This is a genomic window from Sphaerisporangium sp. NPDC051017 (assembly GCF_040683095.1).
In the GTDB taxonomy this organism is placed as follows: Bacteria; Actinomycetota; Actinomycetes; order Streptosporangiales; family Streptosporangiaceae; genus Sphaerisporangium.
Genome location: NZ_JBFBCI010000013.1, coordinates 1 through 24,377, shown reverse-complemented (window position 1 = coordinate 24,377; position 24,377 = coordinate 1). Strand labels below are relative to the sequence as shown.

The following is a 24,377-nucleotide window of genomic DNA, read 5'->3' as shown; positions in this document are numbered from 1 at the left end:
CGAACAGGGTCAGAGGGTGATGCTCCAGGAGTCCAGGAAGCCGGTGTCCAGGGTGTACTGGTCGGTGACCTCCAGGGTCCAGGTTCCGGCGGCCGTCTGGCTGACGGGAACGGAGTAGTTGCGGGTGCCGAAGGAGGTGCAGGAGATGCCGCCGCTGCTCTTGACGGTGTAGAACGTCCCGCTCGGGCCGCGCAGGCGGATCCGCAGGTCCTCGGCGCAGGTGTGGCTGATGACGATCGTGAGCCGGACCGGGGAGACCGCGCTGCCCGAGGCGGTCGAGGTGATCGGGCTGTTGATCGTCGACAGGTCGTTGATCGTGTAGTTCGTGTCGTTGCTGAACGTCCGGCCGCCGCTGGTGCCGACCGTCAGCGTGTAGGTCGCCGTGTGGGTCACGGACCCGGTGCCGGTGACCGTCACGCTGTAGGAGCCGTTCGGCGTCGACGTCGAGGTGGAGATGGTCAGCGTCGAGGAGCCGCCCGAGGTCACCGAGGCCGGGCTGAAGGTCGCGGTGGCGCCGCTCGGCAGACCCGAGGCCGAGAAGGTGACCGTCTGCGCGCTGCCGGAGGTCGTCGCCGTGGAGACGGTGGCGGTGGCCGAGCCGCCCGCGGTGACCGAGCCGGAGGTCGGGTTCAGCGCGATGGAGTAGTCGTTGCCGGGGCTGTCGGTGCAGGTGGGCTCACCGGACTGCACCGGGACGCTGACGGCGTTCCAGGCGGCCTTGGTGGCGGCGCACTCGGGGCTGCTCGCGCCGTACAGCTCGACGGCCGCGGCCAGGGAGGCGGTGCGGACGTTGATGTAGCGCCAGCTCGACGTCTTACGGCTGAGGGCGCCCATGTAGATCTTGCCGGCCTTCTGGATGCCGAGGCCGGTCACCGAGGACGGGCCGCCGGAGCAGATCGGGCTGCCGGGCTTGCCGCCGCCCGGGGCGGAACCTTCGGCGAGCAGGTAGAACCAGTGGTTTATCGGACCGGCCGCCGCGTGCACCTCGGTGCTGGGGATCGAGGAGGAGTAGCAGTTCGGGTCCCCGGCCAGCGACGGGTTGTACATGTAGCGGATCGGGCCCTGGCCGACGAGGTCGACCTCTTCGCCGACCTGGTAGTCCGGCGGGTCGTTCGGGTTGTTGGCGTAGGCCTCGGTCAGCGCGCCGAAGATGTCGCCGGTGCCCTCGTTGATGCCGCCGTTCTCGTTGCCCGAGCCGGCGCCGCCCGGCGTGGTCTGGAAGATCGCGTGGCCGAACTCGTGGCCCACGACGTCGATCGGCGTGGCCTGGCGCTGGTTGTCCTGCGAGTGGCCGAAGTTGGTGTAGCTGCCGTTCCAGTACGCGTTGACGTCCGCGAGGCCGACGCGCGCCGGGAAGCCGCCGCCGCTGCCGTTGATGCCGCTACGGCCGAGCCAGTCGCGCAGCATGTCCCACTCGCTCTGGACGCCGTACAGGGTGTCGACGCAGGCGGTCTCCAGGTTGGTGCCCGAGCCGTTGCCCCACGCGTCGTCGGTGCCGGTGTAGGCGGAGCCGTTCTGGCCGCCACAGCGAATGCCGCTGCGGGTGGAGTCGGTCATCGAGAACGAGCTGCCGGAGCCGCTGGTCTGGATGGTGACCGTACCGTAGTAGTACCCGTTGCCGGTGCCGGCCTTGACGTCGTCGTAGGAGTCGGCGATCGCGCCGGTCTTGGCGTCCACGAAGACGTGCTGGATGCTCGGCTTGCCGTTCGAGATGCCGGAGACCGTGGACTCCCAGGCCAGGCGCGGCTGCGCGCCCCAGGCGAGGACGACCAGGCGCGCCGGACGGCTGTCGTCGACGCGGTCCAGCTTGGTCTTGGAGGTGGCCAGCGCCTGCTCGGCGCTCACCGTCGCCTCGGTCGACAGGCCGACGGTCGGCGCGGCGGCGGACTCGGTGTCGCGGACGCGCCCGGCGGAGTCGGTGACGACGACCGCGTCGCCGCCGATCACGGGCAGGCCCTTGTAGGACCGCGCGTAGGTCGCGTAGAACGAGCCCCCGACGCTGGGGGTCACGCCGGTGCGGGTGAAGACTTCGTCGGTGCCTTTGCGGAGGGCGTCCAGCTGGCTGGCGACGGCCTGGTCGGCCGCCAGCGTCGCGCGCTGGAGCGGGTCCGCCGCCAGGGGCGTGGCCGTGAACCCGGGCGGGGGCTTGGCGGCCGCGGGGGTTGCCGGCGCCGCGACGGCCACGATGGCCAGACCGGCGGTCACCGCGAATAGAGCTCTGCGCCTCATGCGCGATTTCCTTTCTAGTGCCTCCCGCCGCCGCGTCTCTCGCCGTGTACGCGGGCGGCGGTCGTCACGCCACCGGGCACGGTCGACCGGCGGGGTGAGTGAAGGGATCAGGGGGTGATGAGACAAAGGAGAACGGGATGCGTCCGCCGGTTGGGGATGACCTGGCCGGGCGGGCCGTGTCCGGCGGAGTCTCCGTGCGAGTGAAGCGGCTAGGGCGGTAAGTGGGGGAGTGTCTCCACAGCGCTCCTTACTCGGCTCACGCGGCCGGGTGAACTGACCTGTGCGTGACGCTAAGTGCCGGTTCGCGTTCTGAACATCCGTAGCGACATCCGTACATGTACGGAAAAAAGGACTGAACGAACATCAATGCCGGTCCGCAAATTAAGTGGATGTATCGCCGGATGTGGTCGATGATGCGGACGGAAGGGGTTCGAAGGCCCGGACGCCGTCATCGGGGGTGTGCGTGATCCATTCCACCCGCCGGCCGAGCGTGGGCGACATGCCCGTCCGCAGGCTCGGCCTCGGTGACCTCCGCGACTGCCTGATGCTCGCCATCGACCGGCAGTGGCTGCCCGAGGAGGCCAAGTGGAGGCTGCTGTTCGAGGTCGGTGAGGTGTACGGCATCGACGACCCCGGCGGAGGACTCGCCGGCACGGCCGTCCTCGCCCGCTACGGCCGCGACCTCGGCGCGGTCAGCATGGTCCTGGTGGCCAGCCGGTACGGCCGCATGGGGCTCGGCCGCCGGCTCATGCTGCACGTCCTCGACCGGGCCGGGGACGCGACGGTCTTCCTCTCGGCGACCGAGTACGGCCGCGGGCTGTACCAGAAGCTCGGCTTCCGCGCGGTCGGCCGGATCGTCACCCACATCGGGCACTTTCGCCCCGAGCCGGAGGACTTCAAGCACGACGGCCTGCGCCCGGCGCGCGAGGCCGACCTGACCGCGATCCGGGGCCTGGACACGCACGCCTCCGGCGCCCCGCGCGCCGGCCTGATCACCCGGCTGTCCTCCATCGCCGAGCGGACGTGGGTCGCCGAACGCGGCGGGAAGGTCGTCGGCTTCGGCGCGGCGTGGCGCAACGTCGACAACGTCGTGGTCGGCCCGGTGATCGCCGACAGCACGGCCATGGCCCGGGGCCTGATCGCCGAGCTGGCCTCCGAGCTGCACGCCCCCGTACGCCTGGACCTCGGCGCCGACCTCGCCGACCATGCCGACCTCGCTGACCATGCCGACCACACGGACCTCGCCGGCTGGGCCGCCGCCCGCGGCGTGCGACCGGCCTTCACCACCACCCTGATGACCCGCGGCGGCCCCCTCCCCGGCGCCCGCGCCCGCATCTACACCCCGGTGATGCTTGCCCTCGGCTGACAGTGCTTATGGCCGCGCCTCCGGCGCGGCGGTTCGGGCCGCCCCTTTTGGCGGCGTTCTTCCGCCCTCACACACGAGGGATCGTCCCTCACCCTCGCGCGTGAGGACTCCAGAACACCGCCGCGCCCCGAACAGTGCCTATTGCCGCGCCTCCGGCACGGCGGTTCGGGACGCCCCTTTTGGCGGCGTTCTTCCGCCCTCACACACGAGGGATCGTCCCTCACCCTCGCGCGTGAGGACTCCAGAACACCGCCGCGCCCCGAACAGTGCCTATTGCCGCGCCTCCGGCACGGCGGTTCGGGGCGCCCCGGAGGCGGTGGAGACATGGGCGTGTCATTGCTCGGCGTGTCGGCATGACCCCGATAACCTGCTTTGTCACCCGCCACGGAGATTCGCGGGCGTCGGTACCGGCCGAGTCGGCACGATCTACCCGCGTGGTCTGGTGGAATAGCGTGTTGTGAGTGGTCAGACCTACCGCCTGGTACGCAGGGGGAGCGCGCGACAGGGGTCGCCTCCCGCGCTCGACGAGAACCAGCGCGCGGTCGTCAACCACCCGGGCGGCCCGCTGCTCGTGCTGGCGGGCCCCGGCACCGGCAAGACCACCACGATCGTCGAGAGCATCGTCGAGCGCGTCGAGCGGCGCGGCGTCGACCCCGAGCGCGTGCTCGTCCTCACCTTCAGCCGCAAGGCCGCCCAAGAGCTGCGCGAGCGCATCACCGCCCGTATGCGCCGCACCACGCGAACGCCCCTCGCGCTCACCTTCCACAGCTACGCCTACGCCCTGCTGCGCCGCGAGGCCGTCCTCGCCGGCGACCCGCCGCCGCGCCTGCTCACCGGCCCCGAGCAGCTCCTGGAGATCCGCCGCCTGCTCCACGGCGACCTGGAGGACGGCGCGCGCCAGTGGCCGCCGAGCCTGCGCGAGGCGCTGAAGACGCGCGGGTTCGCCGAAGAGCTGCGTGACTTCCTCGCCAGGGCCGCCGAGCGCGGCCTGGACGGCCCCGACCTTGTGGTGCTCGGCCGCGAGCACGGCCGCGCCGACTGGGTGGCGGCGGGCCGTTTCGCCGACCGGTACAACGACCGGTTCGACCTCGACCCCACGCCCGCCCTCGACTACGCCGAGCTGATCCGCGCCGGCGCCGGCCTGCTGAGCGACCCCGAGGTGCGCCTGCGCGAGCGCGGGGCCTACGACGTCGTGTTCGTGGACGAGTACCAGGACACCGACCCGGCCCAGGACCAGCTCCTGCGCCACCTCGCCGGCGACGGCCGCGACCTGATCGCCGTCGGCGACCCCGACCAGTCGATCTACGGCTTCCGCGGCGCCGACGTCCGCAACATCCTGTCCTTCCCCGAGCGGTTCCGCACGGCCGACGACCGCGAGGCCCCGGTCGTCGCGCTGCGCGTCTGCCGCCGCAGCGGCGCCGGCCTGCTGGCCGCCTCCCGTCGCCTCGCCTCCCGCCTGCCCGTCCCGCCGAGCCCCGGCCGCGGCGCCCGTCCCCACCCCGACAGCCACCGCGACCTGCTCGCCGTCGACACCGCCGACCCCGGCGAGGTCCGCGTCCTGCTCGCCGACAGCGAGACCCAGGAGGCCGCCGTCGTCGCCGACACGCTGCGCCGCGCCCACCTGCTCGACGGCGTGCCGTGGTCGCGCATGGCCGTGCTCGTGCGCTCGGCCACCCGCCAGGTGCCGATGCTGCGCCGCGCGCTGTTGTCCGCGGGCGTCCCCGCCGTGGTGATGGGCGACGAGGTGCCGCTCATCCAGCAGCCGGGCGTGCGGCCGCTCGCCACGCTGCTGCGCGTCGCGCTGCGCCCCGAGACCCTCGACGTCACCACCGCGGAAGAACTGCTCACCGGCCCGCTGGGCGCCACCGACGCGATCGGCGTGCGCCGCCTGCGCCGCGCCCTGCGCGTGGCCGAGCTGGAGGCCGCGGCCATCGACACCGGCACCGAAACCGGCACCGGCACGCCGTCCCCGCCGCCGCGCCCCTCCGACGAGCTGCTCGTCGCCGCCGTCCGCGACTCCCGCGAGCTGACCTCGATCGAGCCGCACGTCGCCGCCTGCGCCGAGCGTGTCGCCGCCCTCATCAAGGTCGCCCGCGCGTCCGCCGACCGCGGCGACACCGCCGAGGAGGCCCTGTGGGCGGTGTGGCAGGCGTCCGGCCTGGCCGAGCGGTGGACGGACGCGAGCGTCGCCGGGGGGGCCAGGGGCGCGCAGGCCGACCGTGACCTCGACGCCGTGGTGGCCCTGTTCGACCACGCCGCCCGCTTCGTCGACCGCCTGCCCCACGCCGGCGCGGGCGTCTTCCTCGACGACCTGGTCTCCCAGGAGATCGCCGGCAACACGCTCGCCGCCCACTCCCCCGACGGCGACGCCGTCCGCATCCTGACCGCCCACCGCTCCAAGGGCCTGGAGTGGGACGTCGTGGTGGTCGCCGGCGTGCAGGACGGGGTGTGGCCGGACCTGCGGCTGCGCGGCTCGCTCCTCGGCATCGAGCAGCTCGTCGCCCTGTCGGAGGGCTCGGTGCTCGACGGCGTGGACGCCGCCACGGCCGCCCTCGCCTCCAAGCTCCTCGCCGAGGAACGCCGCCTGTTCTACGTCGCCGCCACCCGCGCCCGCCGCCGCCTGGTCGTCACGGCCGTCGGCGGGGAGGACACCGACGAGCGGCCCTCGCGGTTCCTGGCCGAGCTGGTCCCCGGCGCCGCCGAGGACGCGAACGTCGACGACCGCGCCCGCTGGCTGAGCATGTCCGCCCTGGTCGCCGACCTGCGCGCCGCCGTGTGCGACCCCACCCGTCCCGAGGCGATGCGCAGGGCCGCCGCCGGCCACCTCGCCCGCCTGGCGCGCTCCGGCGTCCCCGGCGCCCACCCCGACGAGTGGTACGCGCTCACGCGCATCTCCGACGACCGTCCCCTCACCTGGCCGGACGGCATCGTCCGCATCTCGCCGTCCACCGTCGAGAGCTTCACCAAATGCGGCCTGCGCTGGCTGCTGGAGACCGCCGTCGGGGCGTCCGGCACCGACATGTCGCGCAGCCTCGGCTCGGTCATCCACGCCGTCGCCGTCCTCGCCGCCGCGGGCCAGGAAGGCGACGCGCTCGGCAAGCGCATCGACGAGGTGTGGGACGAACTGGACTTCGGCGGCCTGTGGTTCAACCGCAAGCAGCGCACGGTCGCCGAGCAGATGCTCTCCCGCTTCCTCACCTGGCACGAGCGGAACCCGCGCGAGCTCGTCGCCGTCGAAGAGGCGTTCACCGCGATGCTCTCGGAACACGTGCAGATCAAGGGCCGCGTCGACCGCGTCGAGCGCGACGGCGACGGCCGGGCCGTGATCATCGACCTCAAGACGGGCACCAGCAAGCCCTCCGACCACGACCTCGACCGGCACCCCCAGCTCGGCGTCTACCAGCTCGCCACGCTGCTCGGCGCTTTCGAGCGTCACGGCCTGACCGAGCCGGGCGGTGCGGCGCTCGTCCAGCTCGGCAAGGCGGCGGGCAAGGACGCCAAGCTGGCCCGCGAGCAGGTCCAGGGCGCCCTCGGCGACGACCACGAGCCCGGGTGGGCCGGGGAACTGGTCGACACGGTCGCGACCGGCATGTCCTCGCGGGTCTTCACCGCGACGGTGAACGACGGCTGCCGCACGTGCGCCGCCAAGGCGAGCTGCCCGGTCAACGACGCCGGAGGCCGGGTTTGCTAGGCCCGAGCTCTCCCGGCGCCACCCCCGGCGCCGAGGGCGTGCGACCCGCGATCATCGGCCCCGCCGAGCTCGCCGACCGGCTCGGCATCCCGCCGCCCACCCCCGAGCAGGCCGCCGTCATCGAGGCGCCGCTCGGGCCGATGGTGGTCGTCGCGGGCGCGGGCTCCGGTAAGAGCGAGACCATGGCCGGGCGCGTCGTCTGGCTGGTCGCCAACGGGCTGGTGCGCCCCGAGCGCGTCCTCGGCCTGACGTTCACCCGCAAGGCCGCCGCCGAGCTGGCCGCGCGCGTCCGCAAACGGCTCACCCGGCTCGCCGAGGTCGGCCTGGCCCCGGCCGAGCTGCTCGACAGCGAGCCCACCGTCTCCACCTACCACGCCTACGCCGCCCGCCTGGTCACCGACCACGCGCTGCGCGAGGCGCTGGAACCGACCATGCGGCTCGTCACGCCCGCGATCTCCTGGCAGATGGCCTCGCGCGTGGTCGGCCAGTACGACGGGCCCATGGACCGCGTCGACCTCGCGCCGTCCTCGGTGACGGCGGCGGTGCTGGAGCTCGCCGGCGAGATGGCCGAGCACCTGCGCACCCCCGGCGAAGTCCGCGAGGTCGGCCGGTGGCTCGCCGAGCGCCTGGCCGCCGTCCAGGGGCGCACGACGCTGCCGCAGCGCCGCCCGGTGCGCACGCAGGAGATCCGCGAGCAGTTGCTGCCGCTCGCCGAGGCGTACGACCGGCTGAAACGCGCCCGCGAGGTCATCGACTACGGCGACCAGATGGCGCTGGCGGCGCGCATCGCCGACGGGCACCCGGACGTCGGCATGATCGAGCGGGGCCGTTTCTCGGTCGTGCTCCTGGACGAGTACCAGGACACCAGCCACGCGCAGCTCGTCCTGCTGCGCGCCCTGTTCGGCGGCGGCCACCCGGTGACGGCCGTCGGCGACCCCTGCCAGTCGATCTACGGCTGGCGCGGCGCCTCCTCAGGCAACCTGAAGCGGTTCGTCCGCGACTTCCCCACGGCCACCGGCGAGCCGTCGCCCGTGCGCCGCCTTTCGGTCAGCTTCCGCAACGGCGAGCGGGTCCTGGACGTCGCGGCGCGTGTGCAGGTGCCGCTGCGCGCCGAGGCCCGCGAGGTGCCGGTGCTCGTCCCCGGCGTCAACCGCGTCGGGCGCGGGCGCGTGCTGTGCGCCTTCCACGAGACCGCCGAGGACGAGGCCGCCTGGATCGCCGACGGCGTCGTCCACCTGCTCGGCCACGAGACCGCCCCCGACGGCCTGCCGTGGGGCGAGGGGGAGCGGGACAAGGCGAAGGCCAAGGCGGGCGCCTGGGGCGGCCCGGCGGCCCTCCAGCCGCAGGACGTCGCGATCCTCGCCCGCAAGCGGTCCCAGTTCCCTGCGCTGCGGCGGGCCCTGGAGGCCAAGGACATCCCCGTCGAGGTCGTCGGCCTCGGCGGCCTGCTCACCGTCCCCGAGGTCGCCGACGTCGTCGCCACCCTGCGCGTCATGTACGAGCCCGCGGCCGGCGACGCGCTCGTCCGCCTGCTCGCCGGGCCGCGCTGGCGCATCGGCGTCGCCGACCTGAAGCTGCTCGGCGACCTCGCCCGCGAGCTCACCGTCTCCCAGCGCGGCGGCCCCGATGACCCCCTGGAACAGGTCGTCAGCGACATGGCCGCCGAGCGCGGCAGCCTCGTCGACGCCCTCGATGAGCTGCCCGACCGTCCCGAATGGCTGGAGCCCTTCTCCCCGCTCGCCCGCGAACGGCTGCCGCGCCTGGCCCAGGAGCTGCGCGTCCTGCGCGCCCACGCCGGGCAGCCGCTGCCCGACCTCATCTCCGAGGTCGAACGCCGCCTCGGCCTGGACGTCGAGGTCGCGGCCCGGGGCGGCGGCCCGCTCGCCGCCCGCGCCGACCTCGACGCGTTCCTGGACGCGGCCTCCCGCTTCGCCGGCGACGCCGAGGACCCGACGCTCGGCGCCTTCCTCGCCTACCTCCAGGCCGCCGAGACCGAGGAGTTCGGCCTGGAGGCCGGGCGGGTCGGCGAGACCAACAGCGTCAAACTCATGACCGTCCACGCATCCAAGGGCCTGGAGTGGCCGGTCGTGATCGTCCCGGGGCTCTCCCAGGTCACCACGCAGGCGGGCGGGCTGGCCCGGGGCAGCGTCTTCCCCGCCACGCCCGCGACCAACTCCCGCTGGACCGAGAACCCGCGCAAGCTGCCCTACCCGCTGCGCGGCGACCGCTCCGACCTGCCCGTCCTCGACGGCCTGGAGAAGGACGACCTCGCCGCGTTCGACGAGCGCTGCCGCGAACGCGACCTCCTGGAGGAACGGCGCCTCGCGTACGTCGCCGTGACCCGGGCCCACTACCTGCTCATCGCCTCCGGGTACCGCTGGGGGACGGCCACCAAGCCCCTCGAACCGTCCGATTTCCTGCTGGAGATCCGCGAGGCCACCGGCCAGGCCGCCACCTGGGCCCCCGACCTCCAGGAGGACGCCGTCAACCCCCTGCTGGCCGAGCCCCCGTCCGAGGAATGGCCGGTCACCCCGGGCGGCGAGCGGTACGAGGCCGTGCGCGGCGGCGCCGGCATGGTCATGGACGCCATCAACGGCGACGTGTGGCTCCCGCCCGGCGACGCCGACCCTTTGAAGGAGTGGGAGCAGGAACGCGTCCGCTCGTGGGCCCGTGACACCGAACTGCTGCTGCGCGAGCGCGACCAGGCCCGGCGGCGCGGCGGCGCGGTCGTCGACCTGCCCGCCCGGCTCACCGTCTCGTCCCTGGTCACCCTCGCCTCCGACCCGGCCGCCCTGGCCCGGCAGATCCGCCGCCCGCTGCCCCACAGACCCGCGCCGCTCGCCCGCCGCGGCACCGCCTTCCACCGCTGGCTGGAGGGCCGCTGGGAGCAGCAGCGCCTCATCGACGACTCCGAGCTGCCCGGCGCCGCCGACGACCTTTCCCCCACCGACGTCCAGCTCGCCGAGCTGCAGCAACGCTTCGAGGAAAGCGTGTGGGCGACCATGGAACCGGTCGACCTGGAGATCCCGTTCGAGACGGTCATCGCCGACCGGGTCGTCCGCGGGCGCATGGACGCCGTCTTCCCCGAGGGCGACGACGGCTACGTCATCATCGACTGGAAGACGGGCGAGCCGCCGCGCGGCCGGGGCGCCCGCGCCGCCTCCGTCCAGCTCGCGGCCTACCGCCTCGCGTGGTCCCAGCTGTCCGGCGTCCCCCTCACGAAGGTGAGCGCCGCCTTCCACTACGTCCGCGCCAACGAGACCGTCCGCCCGGTGGACCTCCTCGACGCCAACGGCCTGATGAAGCTCATCGAATCCATCCCCGAGGACAAGTGAGATCCGAGGCTTACGCCTGCCGGATCAACCGATCAGGACTCGGCGGCTGAGGCGAGCGAATGGTCTTCGCGGTCAAATGCGCCGCGAAAACCTTCGGAGCGTCAGGGGTGCGTGACCGCAGCGCGACCACTGCCGTGAGGATCACGTCGCACAACCCGCCGTCGTCTTCCCAGGCGTGTGTATCCCTTGCGCGGGTTGTGGCCGTACACGCCGTCGATGGCATCGGGCGACCTCGCGGTATGACCGTCCGGGGAAGGATTTCCCCACCGGGGGAGTTTGCGGTGAGCTAGGCGGGCAGGTCCCAGCTCGGGCCGTCCGGTTCGCCCAGCCAGACGTACTGGCGCTCCCTGGTGACGGTGAGCCCGAACCCGGACTGGTGCGGACGCCCGGCACCTAGCCACATCAGGATGGCTTCCTCGACCTCGTCCCACAGTTTGACCGGCCCGTGCTGATGCACCGTCCAGCCGCCATCGGGATTCGGCCTGACGTCCGCCCGCGACCCTGTGCCGACATCCAACAGGATCGTCATGTCCTCACCCCATGCCCGCTGTGCGGCCGGGACGGCGAGCTGGGCGACGAACACGGCAGCCTCCTCATCGAGGACTGCGGGGTCGATTCTGCTCTCTCGGGCCTCCCCGATCCCGGTCACGACCGGTGGTCGCGGCGGCGCCAGGTGCGATCGAGCGGTCATGAAATAGAGATCGTTCTCCAGGAAACGCCCGCTGGCGGTTCCGTCGTCGGCCATCGTCAGGTGCGCGAAGGCGACCCCGCCCATCCAGCCCCACATCGGCGTGGTGATGGTTCCCCCGTCACGCACCTGCCACATCCACGCCGGAGGGATGACACGCACCGAGCAGGTCGCGATGAGCCGGTCGTACTCCGCGTTCTCGGCATAGCCGTGCAGGCCGTCACCCACGACCAAAGTCGGTGTGTATCCGGCCTCGGTGACCGCCTTCCCGGCCCGAGCGGCGACCTCCTGGTCGTACTCGATCGAGGTGACGGCCTCCTGACCGAGCCGATGACACATCAACGATGTGGAATACCCGGTGCCCGTACCGATTTCCAGTACCGTGTCACCCTCGGCGATCTGGGTGGCCTCCAACATCAGCACCACCAGGCTGGGATAGGTGGAGGAGGAACTGGGCGATCCCGTCACCACACCGGTCGCCTCCTCCGCGAGAACGCCCCCGACCTGGGTCACCCAGGTCTCGTCGGCGTAGGCCAGGGCGAGCCACTCGTCCTCGCCGACCTCGGCACGACGGACAGGTGTCCACAGATCGCCACGAGTCTTGTCGGCCCGGTAGACCGCGTCGCCCAGGAACAACTCACGCGGTGTCGCCTCCAACGCCGCGCGCCAGCCGTGAGAGCCGATGCTGTCCGCCAGCGCGCGGCGGAGTTCGGCCGTATCGGTCACGGCCACCATCCTTTCAGTAGCACCTCAGCGAAAGCGTTCGCGATCGCGTCGGAGTCAGGCAGCCAGCCCCACTGCCCGTTGGGGTTGCACTCGATGAAGGTCCAGGCTTCGGATGTTCGTCCGCTGTCACTGACGGCTTCGAGCGCGAAGTCGAAGCAGCCGAAAACCAGCCCGAAGTGATCGAGATATGCGTAAAGAGCGTTCTTGACCGCCTCGGGCACATCAATGGGGTCGTACACCAGCCCGTCCCAGTCACCCATGCGCCAGTCGAGTGCGCCATCGGGTGTGGTGATCCTGCTGGCGAACACGTGCCGGCCGACCACGGTCACCCTGGCGTCGGCAACCTTATCCACCTCCTGTTGAAACAGATGGGCGGTCATCGACACCGAGTCATCAAGATCCTGCTGGGCAATCCGCTGCGTCCATATCGCAGCGACATGCCCCGTCGGGGTGGGTGGGGCACCCCGGAACGACTTGTAGACGACAGGCTCGTGTTCAGCGACGAACTTCCTGATCGCGTCCAGGTCGTTCGAGATCAGCGTTACAGGCACCGTGAACCCCACCCGGGCGGCTACCTGCAATTGCGCCGGCTTGAAATCACTCTTGGTGATATTGGCAGGATGATTGATGTAGCGGCAGTTCGGGAGGTTGGCGAGCAACCCGCTCAGGCCGTGGCGAGCCTCGGCGATGGCGAAGTCACGCGCTTGCGTCTCCAGTTCATTGAACCGCCATGGAGAGGGACGGCGGTAGTACACCGCGCGCACCTGCTCCAGGGCGATGTCACGGCTTGGAGTGCGCAATCGTCCAGACCACTGCGTCTCGCCCCCGCCCATCTGGGCGTTGAACAGCAGGTCGGGCCCGACATCGGCGGGATCGACACGGGCAACCAGCACTCGGCGCTCGTTCAGCACTTCGATGACCAGGTTGGCGGTGACATCCTCCTCGGAGGTGATCACCATCACACAGTCCTGCGTGGGCCGCATCACACTAGTCCGATGCTGAGTCGTTGTTGGAGTCGTCTGCCACCTGCGCAGCCCCGTCTGACCCGTCTCCGCCGCCGCCCTTCGACACGGTGACGGTAACGAAGGTCCTGCTGGTGCCATCCTTACCCATGTCCACGATCGCACCCTGTGCGTCGTAGAAGCGGGTGAGCTGAGTCTCAGGATCGAACGAAGTCGTTTCGTACGGCGGCGGGGCGGCCGGAAGACACTCGGTGCTCCGGCTCAAACCCCACGGTTGCATCGTCAGGCTTCCCATCAAATTTCCCTTCTCGGGCTCTGGATGATTCATCCATGACGCTACCGGTTGTGGGTGGTCGTCACCGATCAGTCGGAGTTAGCGACTTTCCTACCGTTTATTCGCCCCCACGGGATTGGGGAGAGGCGACGGCGCGGGCTATAGGGGAAGTGCTTCCCGCGCCTGACGTGAGGGAAGTCCGTCCGCGCCGCCGCCGGGGGATTCACGTTGCCGGGGGAAGTCGATAACTGGTCGGGGCTTGTACGCGATCTGAAACCAGATCGTTCGCTCGGTGCGGGACTCGCGGATACCCCACACCTGTGCGGTCGCGCGCACGATTCTCAGACCTCGCCCACTTTCGGCTAGCGGGTCGTTGATTATCTGCGGGAAGTTGTCGCCTCCCGCGTCCGTGACCTCTGCGTAGATGACTTCGAGGCAATCGGCGAGGGAAAGCGTGATCCTTCCGCCGTCGCGGGAATCGGAGTGCAGGGCGGAGTTTGTGACCAGTTCGCAAGCCAGTAACACGACGTCGTCATACGCCGGGTGTCCTTCGTCAAGAACCTTCTTGACGTAGTCACGCGCGGCCTTCGGCGCTTCGTCGGACGCGACTAGTTCCGCGACACCTAATAGGCTGCCTGTCCGCATGCGCTCGCCTTCTCGCTCGGCCGGGAGATCCACGTCGAACCCGGTGAGCGGGTTCGGTCACGCAGGTGACGTTAGAGAGAGGCGGGAGGTAGCACCAAGGAGTTTGCCGCAGTTTGCTTCAACCGGCTCCGAGGGCCGCCAAGGCGTCCGAGATCAGCTCGCGGGCCTTGGGGCCGTAGACGGCCGTCTTTGACAGGGTTTGGAATGCTTTCGCGTACAGGGTGATCTCGCGAGGTTGTGTGATGGTCAGTTCTGCTGACACGGCTTCCACATGAACCATTCGATCATCGAAAATGATGAACTGGTTCGTTGGCACTTGATAAATTGACCGTGCGGGCAGGATGCCCAAACTGACGCGGGCGAGCGAAGACACGGCCAAGAGTCGATCGAGCTGGCCAATCGTCACCGCCGGACTGCCAACGACGGTCCAAAGCGCTTGCTGGGCGAGGATGACGTGAAACCGGTGGTCACCCTTGTAGAGGATTTGCTGGCGCTCCATTCTTGCTAGGACGCCGGCATCTAAATCGTCCGGGATGTCATAAAAGTCGATGACTTTGGCCAGGACGCCTGCCGCGTACTCTGCGGTATGAAAGATGCCTGGAACGAGGACGGGCTCGAACCAGCGAAATAGCTTGGTGTCCGCCTCAAGTTTGATGGACTCCTCTTGTCGCCTTTTGGTGCCCGTCCGCAGGTTTCGGCGCCATTCGACATACATTGATTCAATGGAGCGGACGGCCGCTATGAGATCGTTCGTCTGATCGGCGACATTGCATAGCTGACACCACGCCCGGATGTCATCTTCCGAGGGGCTTTGCTTCCCGTACTCGATCTTCGACACCTTTGAGCTATGCCAACCGGCAAGCGTGGCCAGTTGCCTACCGGTCAGCCCAGCGTCCTTACGTAGCTCACGAAGTGCCTGCCCTAGAGCTTCCTTCGCCTGATGAACCGTGCTTGGCAAAGAACACGCTCACCTGGAAGTGTGTTCAGAGCGGACGTATTCGCCGTGCGGTATCGCTATGGCCCAGACGTCTTCTCGGACCCTGCGGCAAAGCTCTACGAGCGCCGGATACCTGACGTCAACACCGCCGATGAAACGGCCGTCCCTCTCGAACACGGTGAAGACTAGACGACCGTCGTCAAAGAGCCAGAAGTCGTCAGCCGGGAAGTCGATATTTCCCGCCAGATGCCGAGGAAGGTAACGGATGTCCTCCCCCGCTTCGATGTTGAGTTTGGCTATCTCAAGTCCCCAACGGGTGTAGTCCACGTGGGGTACCGTGACAAGTCGTGCACGGGCGATGCGCCTCCCCCGCTGGGTTACCTCGCGAACGAGCTTCAGCCAGGGTTCATGCCATGCGTAGTCATCGGGCTTTCCTTCGAGGAAAAGGCCGAATGGGCCTCTTTCCTCCGGCGTGTCATAGGAGTCTTTCAGCTCCAGATGGAATGCGGTCCGCTCGAAGGTACGAAAGAGGTCTTCGAAGTCCTCACCCTTCATCAGCTCCATGCGGGTCGTCCTTTGGTAGGTGGCTCATCAGTCTCTTGGGGACTGCGATGACAGTCTCGTGGTCCGGTATGTCGAGTTGGGACAGGGTCTCCGGGTCGGTGATCCGCCAGCCCTGGATCACGTACACCTCCTTGCCGTTCACGATCTCGTCCGTGTCGAACAGCGTCGGTGAGCCGCCGCCCTGTGTTTCCTTACCGAGGAACCGTAGTCGCACGATGTTGCCTCCTGTAACGCGGTTGCTGGGGTTTGCTGCTTCCCCACGGATGGTCGGTCAGAGTGTGCGCAAAGGTCAAGATGCCTGGACGTGACAAGCGTCCTCAGCGACGCCGGGCGCGGGACGTGCGCGAGGCAGACAGAGTCATGGCAGGGCTGCTGCGATAGCGAACCCTTGGACTAGCCAGCTAGTGGGTGTTCAGGACGTGCTGGCGGGCGGGCAGGACTCGTCGCGGGTCAGTAGCGTGAGCCAGCGGATGACCTCGGAGACCTGGCCGATGGGGAACTGGAACAGGGGTCGGTCGTCGCCGGGGGTGACCAGGAAGGCCGTGCCCCAGAGCTTCGTGCGGACGACGACCTTCGCGCGTCCACGTCCGTCCGGGCCGTAAACGATCAGCTCGGTGGGGTTGTACGCGCGCTGCGGCGGGACGGCCTCCGTGCCGATCGAAAGGCGTACCCGTTTGAAGATCACGGACCGGATTCCGTCTCGGGCCAGGTGACGGTGCAGGATGGCGAGCAGTTCGGCGTCCTCGTCGGCGCGCTTTTCCGAGACGGTGTCAGAGGTGCTCATCGATCTGGGCCCATTCTTCGTCGGTGGGGGAGGGGAGTCCGAGCGCCTCGGCGGCGGTGGCGAGGTCCTCGCGGCCGAGTCCTCGCGCGCGCATCGCGCGGGCGGCCCGCTGCCAGGCCTGCTCGAAGTCGGTCGACCGGCGCACCACCTCGCGAGCGTGGCGCGCGGTTTCCCGGACGGCGGAGCGGGCTGATGTGTCCACCGCTCGGACAGAAGGCGATCTGTGGATATGCCGCTGGCTGAAGTCGGGGAAGCAGAGGTACATCATGCGGGCCCCGCGATGCTCGGGCGGTCGCCGGGGCCGCGGGCTTCGTCCTTGCGGAGAACGGCCTGCCCGGTGAGCGGGGGGATCTCCCAGCCGTCCCGTACGGTGGCGAGCATCTCGACGATCGCCGCCGAGCGCGGGTGGTTCTGACAGGCCTCGGCGAACCGAAAGGCCACCCGGCGGGCCACGGATACGGGATCCCGCACCGGCCCCCAGGCGTACAGCTTGCGCCCGGGCGCCGCGTACCGTCCCGACCACCACCAGTACCCGAGCTCGCCGTGCGTCCAGACGATCAGATCCGCCCACACCGACACCAGCGCGATGCCGCTGCCGACGTTGACATCGGCGGAGATCGCGAACGCCCCCAGCGCCCGCTGCAGCCGGTCCGCCGCCTCCAGGGCAGTGTCTGGCTTCGGTAGTAGACGCGGAAGCGTCCAGTAATAGGGCATTTCGGAATTACGGGGTTGCGGAAGCATGGCCTCAACCGTCTTTCGGTGATTTCCATTTTTTGCCTTCCCCAGACTGCCTTCATCCATTACTCTCCGTAAGAGACCGATCACAACAAGCGCTCGATGCTTGCTGTTTGCCCTTGGTTGGGCTGAGGTGGAGGAAGCGCCTATGCCTCGTAATAGCGAACTGAACCCCGAATCGTCCCCGGCCGCACGTTTCGGCTATGAAGTGCGCAAACGCCGGAATCATGTGCACATCAGCCAGGAGGAACTAGGAAGGAGGATCGGCTACACCGGGGCCATGGTCAGCATGGTCGAGATAGGCAAGCGCCTGCCCAGCGCGGACTTCGCCCGTAAATGCGATGAGATCCTAGAGCTGGACGGCGCGCTGCTCCGCGTATGGGAAATGTGCAGGTCGGACGGCGCGCAGCAGTGGTTCCTTCCATGGCTGGAGGTCGAGCAGACCGCCACGACGCTGCACACGTGGGAGCACTCACTTGTGCCAGGGCTCCTCCAAACTCCTGACTACGCCAAGGCGCTGTTCCTCGGCGTGCCTGGCATGCATCGCGCAATGATCGACAACGCGGTAGCGTCCCGGATCGAGAGACAGGCCATCTTCGACCACGAACGCCCCCCTATGATGTGGGCCGTACTCGACGAGGTCGTTCTTATGCGGCCCGTAGGAGGTCCGGCTGTCATGCACAGGCAGCTTCAGCATCTCTTGACCGTCACCGAGCATCCACATATCACGGTCCAGATAGTCCCCCTTAACGTCGGTTGCACGGCAGGATTGGGAGGGGCGTTCGTCCTGGCTCATGCCCATGGGCACGATTTGGGCTATCTCGAGACCACATACAACGGCGTGGTGACCGCCGTTCCGGAGAATGTCAAGCAATTGCAGATTCGCTACGACGCGATAAGGACTCACGCGCTCCCGCGAGACGCCTCACATAATCTGATCAAGGAATGGATGCAGAAGTGGATCACCTGAACGATGTGACGTGGATCAAGTCCTCTTACAGTGCCGACCACGGTGGCAATTGCGTGGAACTCGCTGCGCTGCCCGGCGCCCACATGGCCATCCGTGACAGCAAGCGCCCGCATGGCCCGGTGCTACGCCTCACGGCCGCCGAGTGGGACGCCTTCCGCCAGGGCGTCAAAGCAGGCGCGTTCGATGACATGACCGCCTGATCCAGCCGCGGACAAAGGGCTCGCACCCCCGGTACGGGCCCTTCTCAGAACCGTGGACCCCTGACCACACTCGGTGAACAACGACGGCCACGAAAACGTCGAGGGCGCGGCACGCGCCGCCGTCGCCAGATCGATCGAACGAGCGCATCACCCCGCGAATGGTACGCGGACAGCTCGACGTCGATGACGCGGTACATCGAAAATTTGCCGAAGGGGCCGTTTGCTGCCTTTCCGCGTTCACCCAGTTGCGAATCGACCAGGTTGAAATCGCGGGCAGTTTGCGCGCACGTGTGCCCCTCGCCAAGGACATACTTGACGACTTCGGCCCGCAACTCGGGCGAGTACTGCCTCGGTTCCTTCGACACTTACCCTGCCTTCCGGACTGACTCGAACCCTACTTGGGTCCGCGTCCGGAAATAGACGGGCCCTCAGGGGCTCCATTGATGGGAACTCGTCAAGCCATACTGATTGTGATATGGATCATGTTGATCATCGAACAATCGTAGATGATGATGAGTAAACCCAATCGAAAGGAGCACCTGTGAACGGTTGGCGAAGACTGTCCACGGCAGGGCTTCCCTGCAGAGGCGCAATTCGCATCTCTTTCGTTACAGGATTACTATGCACGTTCGCTCTGAGTGGTTCCCCGGTGGCAGCGGAGACCGAGCCGTCAACGACGCCTAGCAACGGTGCCTCCATTGCAGTTACTCAGAGTCCCTCTGTGGCGACTTTACCAATGTCCAAACCGAGCAATGAACGGGAGCTGACTTCGGCGCAGAAGGCGGCTCTCGTGGAGGCGAGGAAGTTAGATAGGGCGGTTGAGGTGGTGTCCGAGGCCACCGAACGCTCTTCCACCTGGGCTCGGCCAGATGGAACTGTCGCCAGCGACCTCTATACCGACGTACAGCGCGTCAAGGGTCCGGATGGCCGCTGGTCGTGGGTTGACACTTCACTGGTCCGTCACGGCAAGGTGTTCAAGCCCCGGGCGGCCAAGGGCGATCTGGAGCTGTCCGCCGGTGGCGACCAGCTGCCACTTGCCACATTGCGCGATACGGGCAAGAGTTTCAGCATTCGCTGGCCGGCGTCGCTACCGGAGCCCCGCGTCAGTGGCAATGTCGCCATTTACGCGAATGCCGTCGGGCCAGGGGCTGACCTGGTGGTGACCGCGCTGTCGACCGGCTTCACGCACGATGTGGTGCTGCGGCAGCGTCCCACCAACACGCTGGAGCTGCGGTTCCCTGTTGAGCTGTCGGGGCTGAAACTCAGCCAGGGCGGCAAGGGCCAGCTGCGACTGTCCGACGAGCAGGGACGGCTGGTTGCCGCAGCCCCACAACCGATGATGTGGGACAACGACGACCTCGCTACGCAGGCCACCGCGCCTCACCGCGCCGCAGTCGACACGCGCATTGAACAGGACGAGAACGGCTCGGCCCTGGTTCTGCGCCCGGATGCGAACTTCCTGGCCGACCCGAAGGTGCGGTATCCAGTGCGGGTGGACCCCACCACGACTCTGAATATCAGCACCGATACCTGGGTATCGACGGCCTTTCCGTCCTCGCAGCCGGGCGCTGTCACCCTGAATGCAGGCAAATTCGCCAATGGGGATATCGCCAGAACGTACTTGAAGTTCGACGTCTCCTCACTCAGCGATAAAATCGTCGACTCGGCGTTCCTCAATTTGAAGGTGTCCAATCAGGGGGGCTGCAGCACAAGCCCGTTAGGCGGTGCCACCCCTGTACTGCGGGTGCGTCGGGTCACCCAGGCTTGGGATCCGGCCACGCTCAGCTACTCGGCTCAGCCGACTACCACGGACGATGGTTCTGCTGTCAATACCACCTGCTCGCCGATGTACCTTCCCGTTACACCGATCGTGCAGGCCTGGCTGAAGGGTAACCAGCCGAACCACGGCGTTCAGGTAAGAGCTGAGGACGAGTCCAGCACGGCCGCCGCCAAGTGGGCGACATTCCACTCCACGGAGGCGGTGACGCCCGCTAACCGGCCAGTGCTGACTGTCAATCACAACACCAAGCCGGAGGTTCCCACAGTCACGGTCGAGGCTGTCGAGTCCCAGTTCGGCAACCATGTTGTGACCCGCACCAGTAGCGTCAAGACAACGTTCACTGCACGAAGCCAAGATGGCGGACCGGTGGACTTCGAGCTCAGCATCAGGTCGTCCACCAGCACGATGCCGGGAATCATCAACATCAGGGGTGTTCCGTCCGGAACACCTGCGCCCTACACCTTTGGTGTCAAGAGCCCTGACAGTTGGACTTTTACCGCTCGCGCCTGCCGAACCAACACCGCAGGTACCGCCTGCAGCGCCGAGACACCGCTGTACCGCATCTCGTCCGACGCAGCCAATCCCCCTACTGACCTCGCCACAACTCTCGACGAGCCGGCCAACCCTGTGCTCTCGGGCGTGCTGGCTCGGCCATCCGAAGGAAAAGTAACAGGCAAGTTCTACCTCTTCGACGAGTTCGGGGCGCCTGTTGGACCGAGCCCGATCGGACAGGGAACAGTCGAGGGCGGCGATCGCCTTGCACTGAGGCTTCTCGACAACACGGTTCGCCCTGGACAGAGATACTCCTGGCAGATGCAGTCCTGTGTACAGGAGGCGTGCACAGCCAGGACGGCAAATGTATCCTTCACAGTTCCCGGTGTTCCGCCGCCACCCCCGGCGCCTCAGACACAGCGCATAACGCTGGACCAGTCCAAATTTACGATCAAGACCGCCAAAGTTGACGCGACCGCCTGTGCCGGGGGGCCGTGCCCCCTAGTTGGGTCGCCCACCGTTCAGGTCGGCGGCCAAGGGCTGGAAGCCCGGTTGTCCGTTGTCAAGGTCGATCCCACGGCCATCCCCGCGGGTGCGACCATCGTCTCTGCCACCCTCGATTTGGGGGCCGGCACGTGTGAAACCGCTTGCCCTGTTAGCGGCGAGCTGACGGCGCACCAGTTGCGTGGCAACCATCCAAGTAACCCTTCCGGCGCGGACATCATCAACGACGTGTTCGCCGACACAGCAGGCACCACGCCCATCAACGACCCGAAACTGGAGATCCAAGGGGATCTGGAATCTTGGCGGGATCCGGAAGATCCGGACCTAGGACTGGTTCTCCGTGCCAAGGACGCCCTCCCGGTCATGGTATTTGGTGGCGCTAACGCAGAGCGGGCAATGTCCGTGACCGTGGACTACGTTCCGCCCGCCGCGCCGGGCAACGTGTCGCTCGTCACCGCGATCCCTGGCGATGGGGGCGCGCTGGTTGGCTGGACCGCACCGCAGAACCTCGGGGCGGCGGTCGAGTCGGCGCAGTACGAGGTCCAAGTCCTCGATTCGGGTAATGCCGTTATAAAGACCGTCATCGCGGACTCTGCGCGCAGTGCCATCCCGGGGCTTGCCAACGGCACCCAGTACAAGTTTCAGGTGCGCGCTAAAACATCGTTTGGTGTAGGCCCATGGACGGTGAGCAACCCGGTCACCCCCGCGGCCATCTCCGGTGGTTCACAGCAGTACATCGATGCCGCGCAGCAGGTTGAGCGCAGCATCGAGGCCATCCGGGACGGCGTACACGCTAACGCGGATACCGCGATCGCAGCCAACTCGCAGGGCAAGCTCTTCACCGCAGCGCTGCAGACCATGGATCCACGCCTCGTGGAAAATCGAGTCGTGGGTGAGAGCCATGGGTACACTCGCAAGGACACAGTGCTTTCCTTCAGCGATCATGTCGTCTCAAACCAAGGCGGGCGCATCATCGTGCACATGGTCGCCAGTGGCACTACGAAACATGTCGATGATGCGGGTACGGCTTCGGAGGAGGTCACACCCGAAACGTTTTCGCACGTCAAGGACTACATCTTCACACCTCCGGCCAGTGGTACAGGCTCTGCGACACTGACTCAGACGACAATGGAACCTGTGGGTCTAGCCAGCGTGAGTCTGCCGCTCGTAGGAAATGCCATCGCGACTGGGGACACCGACAACCCCGTTCTCGGGCCAGACCAGGTTCTACCTGTCGGTGCGGATGGCTGGCCGGCAGACCCAGCAGCGACCAGGACGCTTGCAACTCCGACGTACAGCAAGAACGCGAAATTGATCGCGGATTATGCTCGAGCCGGCGGCAAACTGCCCGATTATAAAAACGAGTTTCCCAACCAGGCCGCACCACCTGGATCGACCGACTGCACGAACTTCGTTTCCAAGGCGCTGCGTCGCGGAGGTAAGCTGAAGGAAGTGAAGCCCAAGAGGAGCGTCACAGGAAGAGATAGGGTCAATAACGCCTACTGGTTCGACGGGAATCCGTGGGGATACCGAACACGAAGCTTCTTCGAGGTCAAGGCGAACTACTGGCACTTCAACAACAGTGCAAGGCGTCTCCAGTGGCGGCGCTCCTACGCGGATGTACAGGTGGGTGACATCATGTACTGGCAGTGGGGCGGTGGCCTTAAGCACATGTCCGTCGTGACGAAGAAAACCGGCAACCGCCTCGACCAGATTCAGTATTCCGCACACACAGAGAATCGCTCGGATCGTCGTCTGACGAAAGAATACACAGACGATGCGCAGATCGGCTTTGCGAGAGTAGTGTGGTAACAGCAGGCAGTTAGCTCGAATCTCACGGGCTTGATGTGGCCGACGGCAGGAGATCTCCTCTCGTCGGCCACATCAGTCACATATGCGGCCCTTAGCGCGGGTTGCGCAATAACATGCTGAAAGTCCCCGGCGGGCAGGGTGGGCAGTGTAGGATCTAAGGACCCTGACCCAGCAGAGGAGCATAATGCCGGTTCGTGATTTTGTGCACGGAGCACCTCGCGTCTCCCTTGCGCTATTCGCTCTCGTATTCGGGATCAGCTGCTCCTCTCAAGCTACACGAGATCATTCCAGTCCCACCGTGAAGCCGTCGAGCGAGAACGGGACGCGGCCGTCCGAGCCGGTAAACGAGAGCGTCCGACGAGCTCTGCTCGGCGCCATAGAAAAATACTTAGAAGAAGATCCTTCGCAGCTGGAATCAAAATATTTGGCGAATGAGCACCCGGAGTTAATGCCGCGAACTTTCTGTTCGGTGCAGATGGTCGAACTCAGAACCGACCGATCCACGTACATCGCAGGCGTGTACTCTCAATGTCACGAGCTGGCTCGAAAAGGCAATGCCATGGTAGCGGGTACGGCTCTTTCAAGCTCGGCGCAGATAGCTCGCATGGAAATTCACAACGGCACTCCTCGGCTCGTCTCACTTGAGAGTCCCGAGCCTGGCGCGGGCTATCTACCCACGCTTCGAAAAATGTTCACAGAAGAGGGCGTGCGTAAGATCACTGAAGGAAGGATAGGAGTGCCCCTAAAGGCAATCTATGCTGAGGCCCGCAAAGCCTTTGGACTTCCAGCCGACGCAAAGATCATCGACGACTTGTGAGCGCAACTCCAGAACCTGCCCCGGCTACCACGGTCGTGCGCCGCCGACCACGGTGGCAATTGCGTGGAACTCGCTGCGCTGCCCGGCGCCCGCATGGCCATCCGTGACAGCAAGCGCCCGCATGTCCACTCGGCAGCAGAGCATCCTGGCCGTGTCCGCGCGTGCCGCCATCCTCGGCCCGCCCGCGCTGGCCCGCAGCCGGACGACCGTCGAGCCGAGCACCGCTACGGCACCGCCATCCACCGAGACCCAGGCCAGTCTCGACCAGGCGATGATGCGCCTTCCGCTGGTGCCTCAGGCCCGGCTACGCTGCCTCGACCTGGGAACCCGGGGCGTTCCAGTCATTGATGGCTCCTCGGCGACCGTCCGCTCGACCCAGCGCCGATTCGATGCAGGGTCGAGATGAGCAGGCCGACCGCTCGACACCATTGCGGGCTCCCTCCCACTGGTTCTTTAGTTTCCTCTGGCGTTTCACTGTGCTCATTCTCCACTCACAATCTGTGAGGGATGCAGAGCGGACAACAGGGGGACCGCAGGTCGGACACAAGGGCAGGGTGTACAAACAGAAAGGGTGCGGCTGGTGCCGCACCCTTTCTGTCATGGAACGTCCGATATCAGCAGCTCAGGTTGTTGCCGGGGGCCACGCCGAGGATCTGGGTGAACCTCTTGTAGGCGTTGATCCGGCTCTGGACCTGCGCCGGGTTGCGGCCGTTGCACTCCGCCGAGCCGTTGATGCTGCGGATGGTCTCGCCGAAGCCGGGCCCGTTGACGATCGCGTTGTGCGGGGTCATCGTGCCGGGGCCGTTCTGCGTCATCCAGTACCAGATGCCGGTCTTCCAGGCGATCGAGGCATCGTTCTGCACCAG

General features: G+C 67.3%; 20 protein-coding genes. 8 read left to right on the top strand and 12 right to left on the bottom strand.

The window, feature by feature from the left end; translation table 11 throughout:
• Positions 1-9: 9 nt before the first annotated feature.
• Positions 10-2,229 (bottom strand): M4 family metallopeptidase, encoded by a 2,220-nt coding sequence (locus AB0M95_RS13815; RefSeq protein WP_363763369.1) that lies wholly within the window; start codon positions 2,227-2,229, stop codon positions 10-12.
• A 463-nt stretch (positions 2,230-2,692) separates the two neighbouring features.
• Between AB0M95_RS13815 and AB0M95_RS13810 the strand changes: the two genes are divergently transcribed.
• The 3 genes from AB0M95_RS13810 to AB0M95_RS13800 all read left to right on the top strand — a co-directional run bounded on the left by AB0M95_RS13810 (position 2,693) and on the right by AB0M95_RS13800 (position 10,621).
• Entirely contained in the window at positions 2,693-3,595 is a 903-nt protein-coding gene (locus AB0M95_RS13810; protein WP_363763366.1) for a GNAT family N-acetyltransferase, read from the top strand.
• Between the two features lie 457 nt (positions 3,596-4,052).
• Positions 4,053-7,286 (top strand): ATP-dependent DNA helicase, encoded by a 3,234-nt coding sequence (locus AB0M95_RS13805; RefSeq protein ID WP_363763363.1) that lies wholly within the window; start codon positions 4,053-4,055, stop codon positions 7,284-7,286.
• 50 nt (positions 7,287-7,336) lie between these two features.
• On the top strand, positions 7,337-10,621 hold the full coding sequence (locus AB0M95_RS13800; protein WP_363763648.1) for an ATP-dependent DNA helicase: 3,285 nt from the start codon (positions 7,337-7,339) through the stop codon (positions 10,619-10,621).
• A gap of 286 nt (positions 10,622-10,907) precedes the next feature.
• Here AB0M95_RS13800 and tgmC read toward each other — a convergent pair whose 3' ends face one another.
• The 10 genes from tgmC to AB0M95_RS13750 form a co-directional block, all read right to left on the bottom strand.
• Positions 10,908-12,035 (bottom strand): ATP-grasp peptide maturase system methyltransferase, encoded by a 1,128-nt coding sequence (gene tgmC, locus AB0M95_RS13795; protein ID WP_363763360.1) that lies wholly within the window; start codon positions 12,033-12,035, stop codon positions 10,908-10,910.
• Positions 12,032-12,994 carry an ATP-grasp ribosomal peptide maturase gene (tgmB, locus tag AB0M95_RS13790; protein WP_363763357.1) on the bottom strand — a complete coding sequence of 321 codons (963 nt, stop codon included), beginning with the start codon at positions 12,992-12,994 and terminating at the stop codon, positions 12,032-12,034. Before tgmB ends, tgmC begins: the two co-directional genes overlap by 4 nt.
• 28 nt (positions 12,995-13,022) lie before the next feature.
• Positions 13,023-13,292 carry a putative ATP-grasp-modified RiPP gene (gene tgmA / locus AB0M95_RS13785; protein ID WP_363763355.1) on the bottom strand — a complete coding sequence of 90 codons (270 nt, stop codon included), beginning with the start codon at positions 13,290-13,292 and terminating at the stop codon, positions 13,023-13,025.
• Positions 13,293-13,430: 138 nt separating this feature from the next.
• A complete protein-coding gene (locus AB0M95_RS13780; RefSeq protein WP_363763352.1) occupies positions 13,431-13,916 on the bottom strand; it encodes an ATP-binding protein in 486 nt (161 codons plus the stop codon).
• 118 nt (positions 13,917-14,034) lie between these two features.
• A complete protein-coding gene (locus AB0M95_RS13775) occupies positions 14,035-14,874 on the bottom strand; it encodes a helix-turn-helix transcriptional regulator (RefSeq protein WP_363763349.1) in 840 nt (279 codons plus the stop codon).
• A gap of 9 nt (positions 14,875-14,883) precedes the next feature.
• Positions 14,884-15,417 (bottom strand): DUF6879 family protein, encoded by a 534-nt coding sequence (locus tag AB0M95_RS13770; RefSeq protein WP_363763346.1) that lies wholly within the window; start codon positions 15,415-15,417, stop codon positions 14,884-14,886.
• On the bottom strand, positions 15,398-15,631 hold the full coding sequence (locus AB0M95_RS13765) for a hypothetical protein (RefSeq protein WP_363763343.1): 234 nt from the start codon (positions 15,629-15,631) through the stop codon (positions 15,398-15,400). Before AB0M95_RS13765 ends, AB0M95_RS13770 begins: the two co-directional genes overlap by 20 nt.
• Positions 15,632-15,829: 198 nt before the next feature.
• Entirely contained in the window at positions 15,830-16,201 is a 372-nt protein-coding gene (locus AB0M95_RS13760; RefSeq protein ID WP_363763340.1) for a hypothetical protein, read from the bottom strand.
• Positions 16,188-16,349 (bottom strand): hypothetical protein, encoded by a 162-nt coding sequence (locus AB0M95_RS13755; protein ID WP_363763337.1) that lies wholly within the window; start codon positions 16,347-16,349, stop codon positions 16,188-16,190. The genes AB0M95_RS13760 and AB0M95_RS13755 overlap by 14 nt, the downstream gene beginning before the upstream one ends.
• 116 nt (positions 16,350-16,465) lie before the next feature.
• Positions 16,466-16,915, bottom strand: a complete 450-nt coding sequence (locus AB0M95_RS13750) for a hypothetical protein (RefSeq protein WP_363763334.1) — start codon at positions 16,913-16,915, stop codon at positions 16,466-16,468.
• A 169-nt stretch (positions 16,916-17,084) separates the two neighbouring features.
• On the opposite strand from AB0M95_RS13750, the gene AB0M95_RS13745 reads away from it, so the two are divergent.
• The 5 genes from AB0M95_RS13745 to AB0M95_RS13725 all read left to right on the top strand — a co-directional run bounded on the left by AB0M95_RS13745 (position 17,085) and on the right by AB0M95_RS13725 (position 23,917).
• Positions 17,085-17,906, top strand: coding sequence for a helix-turn-helix transcriptional regulator (locus AB0M95_RS13745; protein ID WP_363763332.1), 822 nt, complete (start codon positions 17,085-17,087; stop codon positions 17,904-17,906).
• Positions 17,882-18,106 (top strand): DUF397 domain-containing protein, encoded by a 225-nt coding sequence (locus AB0M95_RS13740; RefSeq protein ID WP_363763329.1) that lies wholly within the window; start codon positions 17,882-17,884, stop codon positions 18,104-18,106. The genes AB0M95_RS13745 and AB0M95_RS13740 overlap by 25 nt, the downstream gene beginning before the upstream one ends.
• A 736-nt stretch (positions 18,107-18,842) precedes the next feature.
• Positions 18,843-22,694 (top strand): DNRLRE domain-containing protein, encoded by a 3,852-nt coding sequence (locus tag AB0M95_RS13735; RefSeq protein ID WP_363763326.1) that lies wholly within the window; start codon positions 18,843-18,845, stop codon positions 22,692-22,694.
• Between the two features lie 298 nt (positions 22,695-22,992).
• A complete protein-coding gene (locus AB0M95_RS13730; protein ID WP_363763323.1) occupies positions 22,993-23,511 on the top strand; it encodes a hypothetical protein in 519 nt (172 codons plus the stop codon).
• Between the two features lie 121 nt (positions 23,512-23,632).
• On the top strand, positions 23,633-23,917 hold the full coding sequence (locus AB0M95_RS13725; protein ID WP_363763660.1) for a hypothetical protein: 285 nt from the start codon (positions 23,633-23,635) through the stop codon (positions 23,915-23,917).
• A 208-nt stretch (positions 23,918-24,125) separates the two neighbouring features.
• On the opposite strand, the gene AB0M95_RS13720 is transcribed toward AB0M95_RS13725, so the two are convergent.
• Positions 24,126-24,377: chitinase (locus AB0M95_RS13720; protein ID WP_363763320.1), on the bottom strand; the 252-nt coding region annotated here is incomplete at its 5' end.

Excerpts from the sequence above, each read along its gene's own strand:
- AB0M95_RS13735 (WP_363763326.1), top strand. The coding sequence starts at position 18,843 with ATGTCCAAACCGAGCAATGAACGGGAGCTGACTTCGGCGCAGAAGGCG.
- tgmB (WP_363763357.1), bottom strand. The coding sequence starts at position 12,994 with ATGGTGATCACCTCCGAGGAGGATGTCACCGCCAACCTGGTCATCGAA.
- AB0M95_RS13740 (WP_363763329.1), top strand. The coding sequence starts at position 17,882 with ATGGATGCAGAAGTGGATCACCTGAACGATGTGACGTGGATCAAGTCC.
- AB0M95_RS13725 (WP_363763660.1), top strand. The coding sequence starts at position 23,633 with ATGTCCACTCGGCAGCAGAGCATCCTGGCCGTGTCCGCGCGTGCCGCC.
- AB0M95_RS13770 (WP_363763346.1), bottom strand. The coding sequence starts at position 15,417 with ATGGAGCTGATGAAGGGTGAGGACTTCGAAGACCTCTTTCGTACCTTC.
- AB0M95_RS13815 (WP_363763369.1), bottom strand. The coding sequence starts at position 2,229 with ATGAGGCGCAGAGCTCTATTCGCGGTGACCGCCGGTCTGGCCATCGTG.
- AB0M95_RS13760 (WP_363763340.1), bottom strand. The coding sequence starts at position 16,201 with ATGAGCACCTCTGACACCGTCTCGGAAAAGCGCGCCGACGAGGACGCC.
- AB0M95_RS13750 (WP_363763334.1), bottom strand. The coding sequence starts at position 16,915 with ATGCCCTATTACTGGACGCTTCCGCGTCTACTACCGAAGCCAGACACT.
- tgmA (WP_363763355.1), bottom strand. The coding sequence starts at position 13,292 with ATGGGAAGCCTGACGATGCAACCGTGGGGTTTGAGCCGGAGCACCGAG.
- AB0M95_RS13780 (WP_363763352.1), bottom strand. The coding sequence starts at position 13,916 with ATGCGGACAGGCAGCCTATTAGGTGTCGCGGAACTAGTCGCGTCCGAC.
- AB0M95_RS13745 (WP_363763332.1), top strand. The coding sequence starts at position 17,085 with ATGCCTCGTAATAGCGAACTGAACCCCGAATCGTCCCCGGCCGCACGT.